Below are 15,195 nucleotides of genomic sequence, written 5' to 3' on the forward strand. Positions count from 1 at the left end.
CCCCTTACGGGGCGCGGTACCGCACCGGCCTTCGACGACCGCTCAGTCCGCGTGGCCCAGCTGGAGGTCCCGCTCCGTGCGGCCGCCGCCCGCGACCTGGAGGACCGTGGCCACCGGGGGGTACCCCGCCGCGATGACCGTGTACTCGCCGGCGGACAGGTCCACGAAGCGGAACGCCCCGTCCGCTCCCGTGGCCGCGGAGTCGACCACATTGCCCGCGGCGTCCAGCAGGGTCACCCGCGCGTCCTCCACGGCCCGGCCCCCGCCCGCCCTGACGACGCCGCGCAGCACCGCGCCGCCGGCCAGCTCGATGTCCTGGCGGGTCTCGCGGCAGGACTGGACCGTCACCGGCAGCGCCGCGGGCCGGAAGGCGGGGGCGCTGGAGGCGAGGGTGTACTCCCCCGCGACCAACTCCGAGATCACATAGCCCCCTTCGCGCCCGGTGCGGGTGGTGGAGACGACCTCGCCGTGCACGTTGGTGAGGGTGACGAGCGCGTCGCGCACGGGGTTGCCGTCGGGGGTGAGCACGGTGCCCGCGAGCCGGCCGGCGCCGCCCAGGACCACGTCGAGCTCGATGGGCCGCTCGCCGATGGTGACGGTGACCGCCTGCGGCTGGTGCCCGCCCGCCGCGGCGATGAGGACGTACGAGCCGGTGCCGGGCGTGCTCAGCGCGTACCGCCCGTCCTCCCCGCTCGCGCCGCGCCCGATCTGCTGGCCGCGGACGTCGATGAGCGTGAGCGCGGCGCGCGGCACCGTGGTGCCGTCGGGGTGCTGGACGGTGCCGGTGACGGGGATGCCCGCGACGAAGTGCGCCGGGCCGTCCGACGGTTCGGCGCGCGCGGACGGGATGACGGGGGCTTCGGGGGCGTTGTGGGACACCAGGGGTTTCTCTTTCAGCAGGAAGGCGAGCAGAAAACCGAGGATGAGCACCGGTACGAGATAGAGGAAGATCCGCGGCATGGCGTCGGCGTAGGCCCGTACGTAGCCGTCGCGGACCGCCTCGGGCAGGGCGCGCACCAGCTGCGGAGTGATCGAGTCCGGCGAGGGCAGCCCGGCGCGGTGGGGCAGTTCCGTGTGCAGCCGGTCGGCGAGGCGGCGGGCGAAGAGCGTGCCGAAGACGGCGGCGCCGACCGAACCGCCGATCTGCCGGAAGTAGTTGTTGGCGCTGGTGGCGGTGCCGAGGTCGGCGGGGTGGACGGAGTTCTGCACGGCGAGGACGAGGACGGGCAGGGCGAGCCCGACGCCGACGCCGAGGATGCCCATCCAGAGGCTGTAGACGGCCCGCGGGGTGTGGGTGTCGAGGTGGGAGAGGTAGTACATGCCGACGGCGGAGGCGGCGCCGCCGATGACGGGGAAGGGCTTGCAGCGGCCGGTGCGGCTGATGAGCTGGCCGGTGACGAGGGAGGACAGCACGACCCCGCCCATCATCGGGAGCATCAGCAGCCCGGACTCGGTGGCGTCCGCCCCGTCGACCATCTGGAGGAAGGTCGGCAGATAGCTCGCGGCGCCGAAGAGGCCGACGCCCACGGCCGCGCCGACGAGGCCGCAGACGTTGAAGACCGGGTCGCGGAAGAGGTGCGGCGGAATGATCGGTTCTGTCGCGATGTGCTCGACCACGACGAAGAGCAGGGCGGTGCCGAGGGCGCCCGCCGCGAGCCCGACGATGACGCGCGAGCGCCACTCGTACTCCGTGCCGCCCCAGGTCGTCAGCAGCACCAGGCAGGTCGAGAAGGCCATGAGCAGCAGCGCGCCGAGGACGTCGAAGCGCCCCCTGCGGAAGCGCACCGGGAGCTTCAGGCCCACGGCGACGACGAGGAAGGTGAGGAGGCCGAAGGGGATGTTGACGTAGAAGCACCAGCGCCACGAGGCGTGGTCGGTGAAGAAGCCGCCGAGCAGGGGCCCGGCGACGGAGGCGAGGCCGAAGGCGGCGCCGATGACGCCCATGAAGCGGCCGCGCTCCCGCGGCGGGACGATGTCGGCGATGATCGCCTGGACGCCGATCAGCAGCCCGCCGCCGCCGACGCCCTGGAGGGCGCGGAAGGCGATGAGCTGGTTCATGGTGGCGGCGTGCCCGGCGAGCGCGGAGCCCGCGACGAAGACGACGATCGAGAAGAGGAAGACCCCCTTGCGCCCGCAGAGGTCGCCGAGCTTGCCGTAGACCGGCAGGACCGCCGTGGAGCTCAGCAGATAGGCGGTGACGGCCCAGGACATCCGGTCGAGGCCGTGCAGCTCCCCCACGATCTTGGGGAGGGCCGTGGCGACGATGGTCTGGTCGAGCGCGGCGAGGAGGAGCGCGAGCATCAGGCCGACGAAGACGACCCGGACGCGGGCCGGGCCGAGGCGGGGGACGTGGTGCGCGGGAGCGGGGCCGGCCGCGGGGAGGGCGGGCGGTGGGCCGTCGCCGTGCGCGAGGACCGCGCCCTGGTCCCGCAGGGCCGGGGACGGTGGTCCCTCGCTCTGCACCAAGGTGGTCCCGAATGTGGTCCCGCCCACGTACGACTCCCCTCATCGCGCCTGCATCGCCGCCCTTTTCTCGCATTTGGCAATAACGGCTAGCAACCGCGGCGAATGACCGGAGAGTGCCCCCTGTGCGGCTTTCGCGCCGGTCGGAGGCATACGGGGCACGGTGGGAGGGTTGGGGAAACCACCCGAAACGGTGAAGCCCGGACCGCCAACGGTCCGGGCTTCCACCGACTGTTCTCGCGTTGTTCCAGGGCCGGTTCGGGATCGGCGGCCCCTGGTTCCACGGCTGCGCCGCGGCTACTTCTCCACCTCGGCGGCCAGCTTGACGAGCACGGCGTCGTAGATGCGGCCGAGGCCCTTGGGGGCGAAGGTGCGCTCGAAGAACCCGCCGACGCCGCCGGCGCCGTTCCACACGGTGGAGACGACGACCTTGGCCTGGCCCTCGCCCGCCGGGGTGACGGTCCAGGTGGTGACCATCGAGGAGTTGAGGTCCTGCTCGACGAGCTGCCCGGTGGTCGGCTCGGTGACGTCCAGCAGGCAGTCGCGGACGCGCTTGCTGGTGGCCTGGAGCTTCCAGTGCACCTGGGTGCCCTCGCCGTCGCCGCCCTTGCGCACCTCGTACTCGCTGAAGTGCTCGGGCAGCAGCTTGGCGCGGGTGCCGCTGTAGTCGGCGAGCGCGTCGAACACCTCCTCCGGGTCCGCCGCGATGATCCGCTCCGTGGTGGCCTCGACCTGGCCCATGGCTGTCCTCCCGGACGTCGTGCGTTGTCCCTGCGGAGGTCAGCCAACCACCAACGCGACGGGCGCCCAAATCCTCCCGGCCGGGCGCGGCCCACGGCGGGGGTGGCGCGCCCGGCTACGCCAGGCGCCCGAGCGCCTCCCCCGCCGCCGCACGGAGGCGGTCGTGGGTGCGGGCCGCCACCAGGGCGTCCTCCGCGCGGCGGTCGCCCAGCACGCCGAGGCCCTCGACGCAGGCGCGGGCGACGGGCCAGCAGTGGTCCGGGGCGGCGAGCAGCCGCTCCAGGGTGGCGAGCAGGGCCGGCACGGACTCCGGGGCGCGCAGCTCGGTGAGCAGGCGGACGGGGTGCAGGGCGTAGGCGGTGCGCAGGGGGTTGGTGGCGAGGGCGGCGGCCGCGCGGGCCGTCCGGGGGTCGCCGAGCCGGGCGAGGACGAAGGCGGCGGTGGCGCACCGCACGGGCTCGCGGTAGTTGAGGAGGAGCACCAGGGTCTCGAAGGCCCGCCGGTCGCCCTCGGCGCCCAGCGCGAAGGCGGCTATCTCCCGGGCCCACAGCGGGCGTTCGGGGGCCACCAGGATGGCCGCGAGCTCGTCGCGGCGCCCGTCGCGGGAGGTGCGGACGAGCACGAGCAGCCGCTCGTAGGCCGCGAACTCGGCGGGGGTGACCAATTCGGCGCGTACCCGCTTCAGCAGGGCGCGAAATTCCTCTTCCATTGCCCGCTCTCCTCCCCGAGTGGCCTGAACCACATCGTAAGTCGCGCGCGCTTCCCCTGGTGCTCTTGGTTACCGTTGAGTTAATCTCCCGGCAGGAGCAGCACCCCTGCTCGGGCGGCCTGGTGACGCAGCCGCCACGCGTGTGATGTCGGTTCGTCGGTTCGGCAGGCATCGGTACGGCCCGGCCCCGGGACAGGGCCCGGCCGGTGAGCTCAACTCCCTTTCCGTGGGCGCTCCTTACCCGTACCCGGAAATCCCACGGCCGTCGCGGGCCGCCACGGTCCGCGCACCCGACCGGCACCCAACCGACGTATCCCCCGCGCACGGGGAACACTTTCTGGAGTCTCGCGATGGACCGTACGTCCACCCCTGAGCCTGTCCCCTCCCGGCCGGGTCCCTCCGGCCCCGCCCTCCGCACCGTCGCCGTGGTCGGCCTCGGCACCATGGGCACCGGCATCGCCGAAGTGCTCGCCCAGGCCGGCCGCGAGGTCATCGGCATCGACGTCTCCGAGGCGGCGGCCGCGCACGCCGTCCGCGCCCTGGAGGCCGCGACCGCCCGCGCGGTGCGGCGCGAACGCATCACCGAGGAGGAGCGGCGGGCCGCGCTCGCCCGCTTCCGCACCTCCCACGAACTCGCGGCCGCCGCCGACGCCGACCTGGTGATCGAGGTGGTGCCGGAGGACTACGCCCTCAAGCACGAGGTCTTCACCGCCCTCGACGCGATCGTGCGCCCCGGCACCATCCTGGCGACGGGCACCAACGCCCTGTCCGTGACCCGGCTCGCCGCCGACTCCGCCCACCCCGAGCGCGTCCTCGGCCTGCACTTCTTCAACCCGGCGCCCGCGATGCGGCTGGTGGAGGTCGTCTCCTCGGTGCTCACCGCGCCCACCGCCGTCACGGCCGTCACCGAGCTCGCCCGCGAGCTGGGCAAGGAGCCGGTCGCGGTCGGCGACCGGCCCGGTTTCGTGGCCGACGGGCTGCTGTTCGGCTATCTCAACCAGGCGGCCGCGATGTACGAGTCGCGCTACGCCACCCGCGAGGACATCGACGCCGCCATGCGGCTGGGCTGCGGCCTGCCGATGGGGCCGCTCGCCCTGCTCGACCTGATCGGCATCGACACCGCCCGCACGGTCCTGGAGGCGATGTACACCGCCTCCCGCGACCGGCTGCACGCGCCCGCGCCGATCCTGGGCCAGCTCGCCGAGGCGGGGCTGACCGGCCGCAAGTCCGGCCGCGGGTTCTATACGTACGAGGCGCCGGACTCGGCGGTCGTCGTGCCGGACGAGCGGACTCCGGGCGGCGGCGCGCAGGGCGGCGGCGAGGTGCGCGAGGTGCGTGCCGTGGGCGTCGCGGGCTCGGGCACCATGGCGAGCGGCATCGCGGAGGTCTTCGCGAAGGCGGGCTACGCCGTGGTCCTCGCGGCCCGGTCGGCGGAGAAGGCCGAGGCGGCGAAGGCGCGGATCGCGGGGTCCCTGGCCCGCTCGGTGGAGAAGGGCAGACTGACACCGGCGGAACGGGACACCGCGCTGGCCGCGATCACCCCGGCGGGCTCGCTGGACGCCTTCGCGGAGGTGGACCTGGCCGTGGAGGCCGTGGCGGAGGACCTGGTCGTCAAGCAGCAGCTCTTCGCGGCGCTGGACAAGGTCTGCAAGCCGGGCGCGATCCTGGCCACCACCACCTCGTCGCTGCCGGTGGTCGCCTGTGCCCGCGCCACCGGCCGCCCGCGGGACGTCGTCGGGATGCACTTCTTCAACCCGGCGCCCGCGATGAAGCTGGTGGAGGTGGTGCGTACGGTCCTCACCGGGGACGACGTGCACGCCACCGTCCGGGCGGTGTGCGCCCGCGTCCGCAAGCACCCGGTGGACTGCGGGGACCGGGCGGGCTTCATCGTCAACGCGCTGCTCTTCCCGTACCTCAACAACGCGATCAAGATGGTGCAGGAGCACTACGCGACGCTCGACGACATCGATGCCGCGATGAAGCTGGGCGGCGGCTATCCGATGGGCCCCTTCGAGCTCCTGGACGTGGTCGGCCTCGATGTGTCGCTGGCCATCGAGAAGGTCCTGCACCGCGAGTTCCGCGATCCGGGGCTCGCGCCGGCACCGCTGCTTGAGCACCTGGTCGCGGCGGGGTGCCTGGGCCGCAAGACAGGGCGCGGCTTCCGTGAGTACGCCCGGCGCTGACCGCTCGGTGCTCGACGACGGCGTGGGGTGGGGCGGACTGCTCGAACCGGCTGCCGGTCCGCCCCGGCACGCCCATACGGACGCGTGTTACGTTCCCCACATGCCCCAGCCCGCCAAGGCCGCCCGCACCCCGCGTCCGTCCGCCGACGCACCCCGAGAGCCGCGCAACGCCGCCGAGAGCGCGGGCAGCCGCCGCGCGGCGGCCCAGCGGCTCACCATGCGCCGCAAACTCGCCGCGGCCGCGATGGAGTTGTTCGCGACCAAGGGTTACGAGGCGACGACCGTCGACGAGATCGCGGCCGCGGCCGGGGTGGCCCGGCGGACCTTCTTCCGGCACTTCCGCTCCAAGGAAGAGGCCATCTTCCCCGACCACGACGACACGCTCGTGCGGGCGGCGGGCGTGCTCGACGCCGCCCCCTCCCACGAGAACCCGCTGGACACCGTCTGCCGGGGCATCAAGGAGGTCATGCGGATGTACGCGGCCTCCCCCGCGGTCTCCGTGGAGCGCTACCGCCTGACCCGTGAGGTGCCCGCCCTGCGGGAGCGCGAGATCGCCTCGGTGGCCCGCTACGAGCGGCTGTTCACCCGCTATCTCCTGGGTCACTTCGACGAGAGCGCCCACCACGTGGGCGACGACGACCCGTTGCTCGCCGAGGTCGCCGCCTCGGCGGTGGTCACCGCGCACAACCACGTGCTGCGGCGCTGGCTGCGCGGCGGCGGTGAGGGCGATGTGGAGACCCAGCTCGACCACGCCTTCGCCATCGTGCGGGAGACCTTCGGGACCGGCATCGGAGCGGGCCGCTCCGCCCAGAGCGCCCCGGCCGCCACGGCGCGGACCGAGGGCGAGGTGCTGGTCACGGTGGCCCGCACGGACGCGCCGCTCGGCGAGGTCATGCGCGCCATCGAGAAGGCGCTCAAGAAGAACTGACACCCCAATATCCCGTATTGACTCGATAATTCAGGACATTCAACGGCGGCCACCCGGACAGGGTGGCCGCCTTTCCTTGCTCATACGTGCCTTCCGGATGACATCTGAGAGAAATTGTTGGCACTCGGTGTCTTGTCCCCTGGCACGCGGTGCCACTACCTTGTGGGTGTCCGGGCGGCCGGCGCGCAGACTTAACCCGTCGTGCGCCGGCTGTCCCCACAAGCACTCCTGTGCGCCCGGACGCCTGCGTCACAGGCCCCCGCGCCACCCGCGCCGCCGCACCACCCGCCGAACCGACGGCACCGCCTTCTGCACCACCCCCGACGTTCCCTCAAGCCGTTCCACGACGCGCTTCGCCGGAGGCTCAACAGATGAACCACATATTGGACGCGATACTCGCCCCGGACAGCTCGGCCGAGGACTTCGCCGCGCTGACCCTCCCCGAGTCCTACCGCGCGGTGACCGTGCACAAGGACGAGGCGGACATGTTCGCCGGCCTCAGCAGCCGGGAGAAGGACCCGCGCAAGTCCCTGCACATCGAGGACGTCCCCGTCCCCGAACTCGGCCCCGGCGAGGCCCTGGTGGCCGTGATGGCCAGTTCGGTGAACTACAACTCCGTCTGGACCTCGATCTTCGAGCCCGTCTCGACCTTCGCCTTCCTGGAGCGCTACGGGAAGCTGTCGCCGCTGGCGAAGCGGCACGACCTGCCGTACCACGTCATCGGCTCCGACCTGGCGGGCGTGGTGCTGCGCACCGGCCCCGGGGTCAACGCCTGGCGGCCGGGCGACGAGGTCGTCGCGCACTGCCTGTCGGTCGAGCTGGAGTCCGCGGACGGCCACAACGACACCATGCTCGACCCCGAGCAGCGGATCTGGGGCTTCGAGACCAACTTCGGCGGCCTGGCCGAGATCGCGCTGGTGAAGTCCAACCAGCTGATGCCCAAGGCGAAGCACCTGACCTGGGAGGAGGCCGCGGCCCCCGGCCTGGTCAACTCCACCGCCTACCGCCAGCTGGTCTCCCGCAACGGCGCGGGGATGAAGCAGGGCGACAACGTCCTGATCTGGGGCGCGAGCGGCGGACTCGGCTCCTACGCCACCCAGTTCGCGCTGGCCGGCGGCGCCACGCCGATCTGCGTGGTCTCCAGCGAGCAGAAGGCCGAGATCTGCCGGCGGATGGGCGCCGAGGCGATCATCAACCGCAGCGCGGAGGACTACCGGTTCTGGAAGGACGAGCAGACCCAGGACCCCCGCGAGTGGAAGCGGCTGGGCAAGCGCATCCGTGAACTGACCGGTGGCGAGGACGTCGACATCGTCTTCGAGCACCCGGGCCGCGAGACCTTCGGCGCCAGCGTCTACGTCACCCGCAAGGGCGGCACGATCGTCACCTGCGCCTCCACCTCCGGCTACCGCCACGAGTACGACAACCGCTATCTGTGGATGTCGCTCAAGTCCATCGTGGGCTCGCACTTCGCCAACTACCGCGAGGCGTGGGAGGCCAACCGCCTCGTCGCCAAGGGGAAGATCCACCCGACGCTGTCGAAGACCTACACCCTCGCCGAGACCGGGCAGGCGGCGTACGACGTGCACCGCAACCTCCACCAGGGCAAGGTCGGCGTGCTCGCCCTCGCCCCCGAGGAGGGCATGGGCGTGCGCGACCACGAGCTGCGCGAGCGGCACATCGACGCGATCAACCGGTTCAGGAACGTGTGATGACCGACCGCCAGAAGGACCGTCCCTGGCTGATGCGGACGTACGCCGGTCACTCCACGGCCGAGGCGTCCAACGAGCTCTACCGGCGCAACCTCGCCAAGGGCCAGACCGGGCTCTCGGTCGCGTTCGACCTCCCGACGCAGACCGGCTACGACTCCGACCACATCCTCGCCCGCGGCGAGGTCGGCCGGGTCGGGGTGCCGATCGCCCATCTCGGCGACATGCGGCGGCTGTTCCACGACATCCCGCTGGACCGGATGAACACCTCCATGACCATCAACGCCACCGCCATGTGGCTGCTGGCGATGTATCAGGTGGTCGCGGAGGAGCAGGGCGCCGACATCACCAGGCTGGCCGGGACGACGCAGAACGACATCGTCAAGGAGTACCTCTCGCGCGGGACGCACGTCTTCCCGCCGGGACCCAGCCTGCGGCTGACCACCGACATGATCACGTACACGGTCAACAACATCCCGAAGTGGAACCCGATCAACATCTGCAGCTACCACCTGCAGGAGGCGGGGGCCACTCCGGTCCAGGAGATCTCGTACGCGATGTCCACCGCGATCGCCGTGCTCGACGCGGTGTTCGCCTCCGGGCAGGTCCCCGAGGACCGCAAGGGCGATGTCGTCGCCCGTATCTCCTTCTTCGTGAACGCGGGCGTCCGCTTCGTCGAGGAGATGTGCAAGATGCGTGCCTTCGGCCGCATCTGGGAGAAGGTCACCCGCGAGCGCTACGGCATCGAGGACCCCAAGCAGCGCCGCTTCCGCTACGGCGTCCAGGTCAACTCCCTGGGCCTGACCGAGGCGCAGCCGGAGAACAACGTCCAGCGCATCGTGCTGGAGATGCTGGCCGTCACCCTCTCCAAGGACGCCCGCGCCCGCGCCGTCCAGCTGCCCGCCTGGAACGAGGCGCTGGGCCTGCCCCGGCCCTGGGACCAGCAGTGGTCGCTGCGCATCCAGCAGGTCCTGGCCCACGAGAGCGACCTGCTGGAGTACGAGGACATCTTCGCCGGGTCGCACGTCATCGAGGCCAAGGTCGAGGCCCTGATCGCCGAGTGCCTCACGGAGATCGGCCGGATCGAGGAGATGGGCGGCGCGATGGCCGCCGTCGAGTCCGGCTATCTCAAGTCGGAGCTGGTGTCCTCGCACGCCGCGCGGCGGGCCCGGATCGAGGCCGGCGAGGAGAAGATCGTCGGCGTCAACTGCTTCGAGTCCACCGAGCCCAACCCGCTCACGGCCGACCTCGACACCGCGATCATGACGGTCGACCCGGCCAACGAGGCCCGCGTCGTCGCGGCCCTGCACTCCTGGCGGGACGACCGCGACGAGGCCCGCGCCCAGGAGTCCCTGTCGGTCCTGAAGAAGACGGCCGCGGGCACGGACAACCTGATGGCGGCCACGCTGGAGTGCGTGCGCGCCGGTGTCACGACCGGCGAGTGGTCCTGGGCGCTGCGCGACGTGTTCGGCGAGTTCCGCGCCCCCACGGGCGTGAGCGGCGCCCCCGTCGCGGTGACCGCCGAGGCGGGCACCCCGCTCGCGGCGGTGCGGGCGAAGGTCACCCGCACCGCCGACGACCTGGGCAGCGGCAAGCTGCGCCTGCTGGTCGGCAAGCCTGGCCTGGACGGCCACTCCAACGGCGCCGAGCAGATCGCCGTACGGGCCCGCGACGCGGGCTTCGAGGTGGTCTACCAGGGCATCCGGCTGACCCCGGAGCAGATCGTCTCGGCGGCCGTGGCCGAGGACGTGCACTGCGTCGGACTGTCGATCCTGTCCGGGTCGCACGCCGAGCTGGTACCCGACGTGCTGACCCGGCTGCGGAGCACGGGGGCCGACGACGTCCCCGTGATCGTCGGTGGCATCATCCCGTCCGCGGACGCCGCCGCCCTGCGGGCGGCGGGTGTCGCGGCAGTCTTCACCCCCAAGGACTTCGGCATCACGGAGATCATCGGCCGTATCGTCGACGAGATCCGGAAAGCGAACCACCTCGACCCTCTGGAGGTCCCCGCATGACCACGCCCGTCAACCGGCTGCGCCCGCGTCGCTCCTGCCTCGCCGTCCCCGGCAGCAACCCCCGCTTCCTGGAGAAGGCCCAGGGCCTCCCCGCGGACCAGGTCTTCCTCGACCTGGAGGACGCGTGCGCCCCGCTCGTCAAGGAGAGCGCCCGGCACACGGTCGTGGACGCGCTCAACAACGGCGACTGGACGGGCAAGACCAGGGTCGTGCGGGTCAACGACTGGACGACGCACTGGACGTACCGCGACGTCATCACGGTCGTGGAGGGCGCAGGACCCAACCTCGACTGCATCATGCTGCCGAAGGTCCAGGACGCCGAGCAGGTCGTGGCGCTGGACCTGCTGCTGACGCAGATCGAGAAGACGATGGGCTTCGAGGTGGGGCGCATCGGCATCGAGGCGCAGATCGAGAACGCCAAGGGCCTGGTCAACGTGGACGCGATCGCCGCCGCATCGCCGCGCCTGGAGACGATCATCTTCGGCCCGGCGGACTTCATGGCCTCGATCAACATGAAGTCGCTCGTGGTCGGCCACCAGCCGCCCGGTTACGGCGCCGACGCCTATCACTACATCCTGATGCGCATCCTGATGGCGGCCCGCGCGAACGACCTCCAGGCCATCGACGGCCCCTACCTCCAGATCCGCAACTCCGACGGCTACCGCGAGGTGGCGGGCCGGGCGGCGGCGCTGGGCTTCGACGGCAAGTGGGTGCTCCACCCCGACCAGGTCGGGCTCGCCAACGAGATCTTCTCGCCGTCGCAGGAGGACTACGACCACGCCGAGCTGATCCTGGACGCCTATGACTACTGCACCTCCGAGGCGGGCGGCTTCAAGGGCTCGGCGATGCTCGGCGACGAGATGATCGACGAGGCCAGCCGGAAGATGGCGCTGGTCGTGGCCGGCAAGGGCCGCGCGGCCGGGATGACCCGTACCTCCAAGTTCGAGATCCCGGAGGCCTGAGCACGATGCAGTTCGGCCGCACCTTCGAAGAGTTCACCGTCGGCGATGTCTACAAGCACTGGCCCGGCAAGACGGTCACCGAATACGACGACCACCTCTTCTGTCTGCTCACCATGAATCATCACCCTTTGCACATGGACAGCAACTACGCGGAGAAGACGACCGATTTCGGCAAGAATGTCGTGGTCGGCAATTACATCTACTCACTTCTGCTGGGCATGTCCGTGCCGGACGTCTCGGGCAAGGCGATCGCCAATCTCGAGGTCGAGTCGCTGAAGCACATCGCGCCGACCTTCCACGGCGACACGATCTACGGCGAGACCACCGTGCTCGGCAAGACGCCGTCGAGGTCCAAGAGCGACCGCGGGATCGTCCACGTCGAGACCAGGGGCTACAAGCAGGACGGCACCGTCGTCTGCGTCTTCCGGCGCAAGGTGATGGTCCCCACCGCCACATACACCGAGGAGCGCGGCGGAGAACAGCCCGGCCGCCCCGAGCCGATCATCCGGGAGAAGTGAGATGGGACGCCTCGCGCAGACCGACGGGCTGACGGACATCCAGCGGGAAATCCTCTCCACCGTCCGTGAATTCGTCGACAAAGAGATCATCCCGGTCGCCACGGAGCTGGAGCACCGTGACGAGTACCCGACGCGCATCGTCGAGGGCCTCAAGGAACTCGGGCTGTTCGGCCTGATGATCCCGGAGGAGTACGGCGGGCTCGGTGAGTCGCTTCTCACATACGCGCTGTGCGTCGAGGAGATAGCCCGCGGCTGGATGAGCGTCTCGGGCATCGTCAATACGCACTTCATCGTCGCCTACATGCTGAAGCAGCACGGCACCCAGGAACAGAAGGACCATTTCCTGCCGAGGATGGCGACCGGCGAGGTCCGGGGCGCGTTCTCGATGTCCGAGCCGGGGCTCGGCTCGGATGTGTCGGCCATCACGTCCAAGGGCGTCCGGGACAGCGGGGGCAGCGGGGACTACATCCTCAACGGCCAGAAGATGTGGCTGACCAACGGCGGCTCCTCCACGCTGGTCGCGGTGCTCTGCCGGACCGACGAGGGGCACCCCGAGGGCACCGCGCCGCACAAGTCGATGACCACCTTCCTGATCGAGAAGGAGCCGGGCTTCGGCGAGGTCAAGCCGGGGCTGACGATCCCCGGCAAGATCGACAAGATGGGCTATAAGGGCGTCGACACCACCGAATTGATCATGGATGGGCTGCGCATCCCCGGAAACCGGGTGCTCGGCGGCGTCACCGGCCGGGGTTTTTACCAAATGATGGACGGCGTGGAGGTCGGCCGCGTCAATGTCGCCGCGCGTGGTTGCGGCGTCGCTCAGCGCGCCTTCGAACTGGGCGTCTCCTACGCTCAGCAGCGTCAGACTTTCGGAAAACCCATCGCCCAACATCAGGCCATTCAATTCAAACTGGCCGAAATGGGGACAAAGGTCGAAGCGGCGCATGCGATGATGGTGAATGCGGCACGCAAGAAGGACTCGGGGCAGCGCAACGACCTCGAGGCCGGAATGGCCAAGTACCTCGCTTCCGAGTACTGCAAGGAAGTGGTCGAGGACGCGTTCCGCATCCATGGCGGCTACGGCTTCTCCAAGGAGTACGAGATCGAGCGCCTCTACCGCGAGGCGCCGATGCTGCTCATCGGAGAGGGTACGGCCGAGATCCAGAAAATGATCATTGGTCGTCGGCTACTCGAGGAGTACCGACTCCAGGGATGAATGTCCCGATTGGGAGTGGTTTCACCGAGAAGAAGATCACACCGAGTCATCGGTGTTCGGCCATCGACTGGCCCTGGCGCTTAGCCAGTTGCCGGTCGCAACCGATAGCATCCCCGGAAAGCCGCCGTCCCCCAATCGTTACGCGGCACCCTCCGCTACGAAGGTCACCCATGCCCCACAGCTCTTCCTCTGCACCACGCGACAGCCTTGTCGGCGTACGCCTCGCGCGCGGAGCATCGCCGTGGCTCCTCCCGACCGTCGCCACGGCTGCGGTCAGCCTCGCCCGCGCCCGCCGTTCCGGCCGCTGGGCGGCGCTGGCCGTCCCCAGCACCGCGCTCGCGGCGGGCATGCTGTGGTTCTTCCGCGACCCCGATCGCGAGATCGCCGAAGGCCGGGTCATCTCCCCGGCCGACGGCGTGGTCCAGAGCGTCATGCCCTGGAAGGACGGGCGCACCCGCGTCGCGATCTTCATGAGCCCGCTGAACGTCCACGTCAACCGGGCGCCGCTGGCCGGCACCGTGACGTCGGTCGAGCACATCCCCGGTGGATTCGTCCCCGCTTTCAACAAGGAGAGCGAGAACAACGAGCGCGTCGTCTGGCACTTCGACACCGAGCTCGGTGACATCGAGATGGTGCAGATCGCCGGCGCCGTCGCACGGCGTATCGTTCCTTATGTACCGCAGGACACGAAGGTGGAGCAGGGCGAGCGGATCGGTCTGATCCGGTTCGGCTCGCGCGTCGACGTCTATCTCCCGGAGGGGATCGAGGCCGGGGTCGAGGTCGGCCAGCCCACCACGGCAGGGGTGACACGCCTTGACCGTGATTGATCCGGACACACAGGCCGCCTGGGTGCCGGAAGCCGAGCCGGAGGACGAGGTCGACATGCCGCTGTCCACGCGGCTGTCGATAGCGGACACGCTCACTCTCGGTAACGCGATCTGTGGCTTCATGGCGGTGTACTTCACCACCACCGGCGTCCTCATGCCGCACCTCACGGGCAACGAGGACGGCGGCATGGCCCGGCACAGCGCGGCCACCGCCGTGATACTGATGCTGCTCGCGTCGGTCTTCGACCTCTTCGACGGGCTCGTCGCGCGGAAGCTGCGCAGCTCGGCGATGGGCGCCGAGCTCGACAACCTCTCCGACCTGATCAGCTTCGGGCTGGCGCCCGCGTACTTCGTGGTCGTCTGGGGCGTCGTCGCCCAGGACGCGCACCAGCGGGTGTCGGCGGTGGCGGCGATCGTGGTGCTGCTCGCCGTGGTGCTGCGGCTCGCGCGCTTCTCGTGCGTCCAGCTGCGGGACGGCATCTTCCAGGGGATGCCGAGCCCCTTCGGCGCGCTGACCGTCGTGTCGATCGTGCTGCTCGAGCTGCCGTTCGTCCCGACCCTGCTGGCGATCGTGGGTGTGGCGTGGCTGATGGTGAGCCGCGTCGAGTACCCGAAGCCGCGGGGCCGGCTGGCGGTCGCCATGCTGAGCTGGATCGTGCTGAGCATGGGCCTGCTGGCGGCCTGGGCCTTCGACGCGCCCGGCGGTGAGCTGCTGCTCCAGACCGGCTGCGCGCTCCAGGTCGTCCTGGGCGCGGTCATCCCGCTCTTCGCGACGGCGCGCCGCGTGAACACGTTCCGCGACAACCGCCGCGAGGCACGCGAGGCAGCACAGCCGCCGTGTCCGTGCTGGCGATCTTCGCCCTCGGCGCGCTGGGCACCGGGGTCGCCTTCCTCGTGCAGTACGGGCTGGTGGCCGAGGTGGGGCCG

11 protein-coding genes and 1 pseudogene are annotated in these 15,195 nt (G+C 70.6%); 9 read left to right on the plus strand and 3 right to left on the minus strand.

Annotated elements, in window-relative coordinates; genetic code table 11:
* Positions 1–42: 42 nt before the first annotated feature.
* The 3 genes from AB0435_RS18630 to AB0435_RS18640 all read right to left on the minus strand — a co-directional run bounded on the left by AB0435_RS18630 (position 43) and on the right by AB0435_RS18640 (position 3,913).
* Positions 43–2,493: an MFS transporter gene (locus AB0435_RS18630; protein ID WP_366004110.1), complete on the minus strand. Its 2,451-nt coding sequence runs from the start codon at positions 2,491–2,493 to the stop codon at positions 43–45.
* 267 nt (positions 2,494–2,760) lie between these two features.
* Positions 2,761–3,204: an SRPBCC family protein gene (locus AB0435_RS18635; RefSeq protein WP_366004109.1), complete on the minus strand. Its 444-nt coding sequence runs from the start codon at positions 3,202–3,204 to the stop codon at positions 2,761–2,763.
* A 115-nt stretch (positions 3,205–3,319) separates the two neighbouring features.
* The gene (locus AB0435_RS18640; protein ID WP_366427448.1) at positions 3,320–3,913 is read right to left on the minus strand and encodes a HEAT repeat domain-containing protein; all 594 of its coding nucleotides are present in this window, start codon (positions 3,911–3,913) and stop codon (positions 3,320–3,322) included.
* Positions 3,914–4,263: 350 nt separating this feature from the next.
* Here AB0435_RS18640 and AB0435_RS18645 point away from each other — a divergent pair, with 350 nt between their 5' ends.
* The 9 genes and pseudogenes from AB0435_RS18645 to pssA all read left to right on the plus strand — a co-directional run.
* Positions 4,264–6,096 (plus strand): 3-hydroxybutyryl-CoA dehydrogenase, encoded by a 1,833-nt coding sequence (locus AB0435_RS18645; protein WP_366427449.1) that lies wholly within the window; start codon positions 4,264–4,266, stop codon positions 6,094–6,096.
* A gap of 100 nt (positions 6,097–6,196) precedes the next feature.
* Positions 6,197–7,024, plus strand: coding sequence for a TetR family transcriptional regulator (locus tag AB0435_RS18650; protein WP_366004106.1), 828 nt, complete (start codon positions 6,197–6,199; stop codon positions 7,022–7,024).
* A 371-nt stretch (positions 7,025–7,395) separates the two neighbouring features.
* Positions 7,396–8,733, plus strand: a complete 1,338-nt coding sequence (ccrA, locus tag AB0435_RS18655) for a crotonyl-CoA carboxylase/reductase (protein ID WP_366427450.1) — start codon at positions 7,396–7,398, stop codon at positions 8,731–8,733.
* Entirely contained in the window at positions 8,733–10,745 is a 2,013-nt protein-coding gene (locus AB0435_RS18660) for a protein meaA (protein ID WP_366004104.1), read from the plus strand. The genes ccrA and AB0435_RS18660 overlap by 1 nt, the downstream gene beginning before the upstream one ends.
* The gene (locus tag AB0435_RS18665) at positions 10,742–11,707 is read left to right on the plus strand and encodes a CoA ester lyase (protein WP_366004103.1); all 966 of its coding nucleotides are present in this window, start codon (positions 10,742–10,744) and stop codon (positions 11,705–11,707) included. Before AB0435_RS18660 ends, AB0435_RS18665 begins: the two co-directional genes overlap by 4 nt.
* Positions 11,708–11,712: 5 nt before the next feature.
* Positions 11,713–12,225, plus strand: a complete 513-nt coding sequence (locus tag AB0435_RS18670) for a MaoC family dehydratase (protein ID WP_366004102.1) — start codon at positions 11,713–11,715, stop codon at positions 12,223–12,225.
* A gap of 1 nt (position 12,226) precedes the next feature.
* Positions 12,227–13,441 (plus strand): acyl-CoA dehydrogenase family protein, encoded by a 1,215-nt coding sequence (locus AB0435_RS18675; protein WP_366427451.1) that lies wholly within the window; start codon positions 12,227–12,229, stop codon positions 13,439–13,441.
* Between the two features lie 170 nt (positions 13,442–13,611).
* Positions 13,612–14,268: a phosphatidylserine decarboxylase gene (locus AB0435_RS18680; RefSeq protein WP_366004100.1), complete on the plus strand. Its 657-nt coding sequence runs from the start codon at positions 13,612–13,614 to the stop codon at positions 14,266–14,268.
* Positions 14,255–15,100, plus strand: a pseudogene (gene pssA, locus AB0435_RS18685) (CDP-diacylglycerol--serine O-phosphatidyltransferase); the annotation flags it as partial. The gene AB0435_RS18680 and the pseudogene pssA, both read left to right, overlap by 14 nt.
* Between the last annotated feature and the right edge of the window lie 95 nt (positions 15,101–15,195).

The organism is Streptomyces sp. NPDC051173 (assembly GCF_040689515.1).
In the GTDB taxonomy this organism is placed as follows: Bacteria; Actinomycetota; Actinomycetes; order Streptomycetales; family Streptomycetaceae; genus Streptomyces.

Bases quoted from the DNA above. Each gene is read 5' to 3' on its own strand.
- AB0435_RS18635 (WP_366004109.1), bottom strand. From the start codon at position 3,204: ATGGGCCAGGTCGAGGCCACCACGGAGCGGATCATCGCGGCGGACCCG.
- AB0435_RS18640 (WP_366427448.1), bottom strand. From the start codon at position 3,913: ATGGAAGAGGAATTTCGCGCCCTGCTGAAGCGGGTACGCGCCGAATTG.
- AB0435_RS18645 (WP_366427449.1), top strand. From the start codon at position 4,264: ATGGACCGTACGTCCACCCCTGAGCCTGTCCCCTCCCGGCCGGGTCCC.
- AB0435_RS18650 (WP_366004106.1), top strand. From the start codon at position 6,197: ATGCCCCAGCCCGCCAAGGCCGCCCGCACCCCGCGTCCGTCCGCCGAC.
- ccrA (WP_366427450.1), top strand. From the start codon at position 7,396: ATGAACCACATATTGGACGCGATACTCGCCCCGGACAGCTCGGCCGAG.
- AB0435_RS18660 (WP_366004104.1), top strand. From the start codon at position 8,733: ATGACCGACCGCCAGAAGGACCGTCCCTGGCTGATGCGGACGTACGCC.
- AB0435_RS18665 (WP_366004103.1), top strand. From the start codon at position 10,742: ATGACCACGCCCGTCAACCGGCTGCGCCCGCGTCGCTCCTGCCTCGCC.
- AB0435_RS18670 (WP_366004102.1), top strand. From the start codon at position 11,713: ATGCAGTTCGGCCGCACCTTCGAAGAGTTCACCGTCGGCGATGTCTAC.
- AB0435_RS18675 (WP_366427451.1), top strand. From the start codon at position 12,227: ATGGGACGCCTCGCGCAGACCGACGGGCTGACGGACATCCAGCGGGAA.
- AB0435_RS18680 (WP_366004100.1), top strand. From the start codon at position 13,612: ATGCCCCACAGCTCTTCCTCTGCACCACGCGACAGCCTTGTCGGCGTA.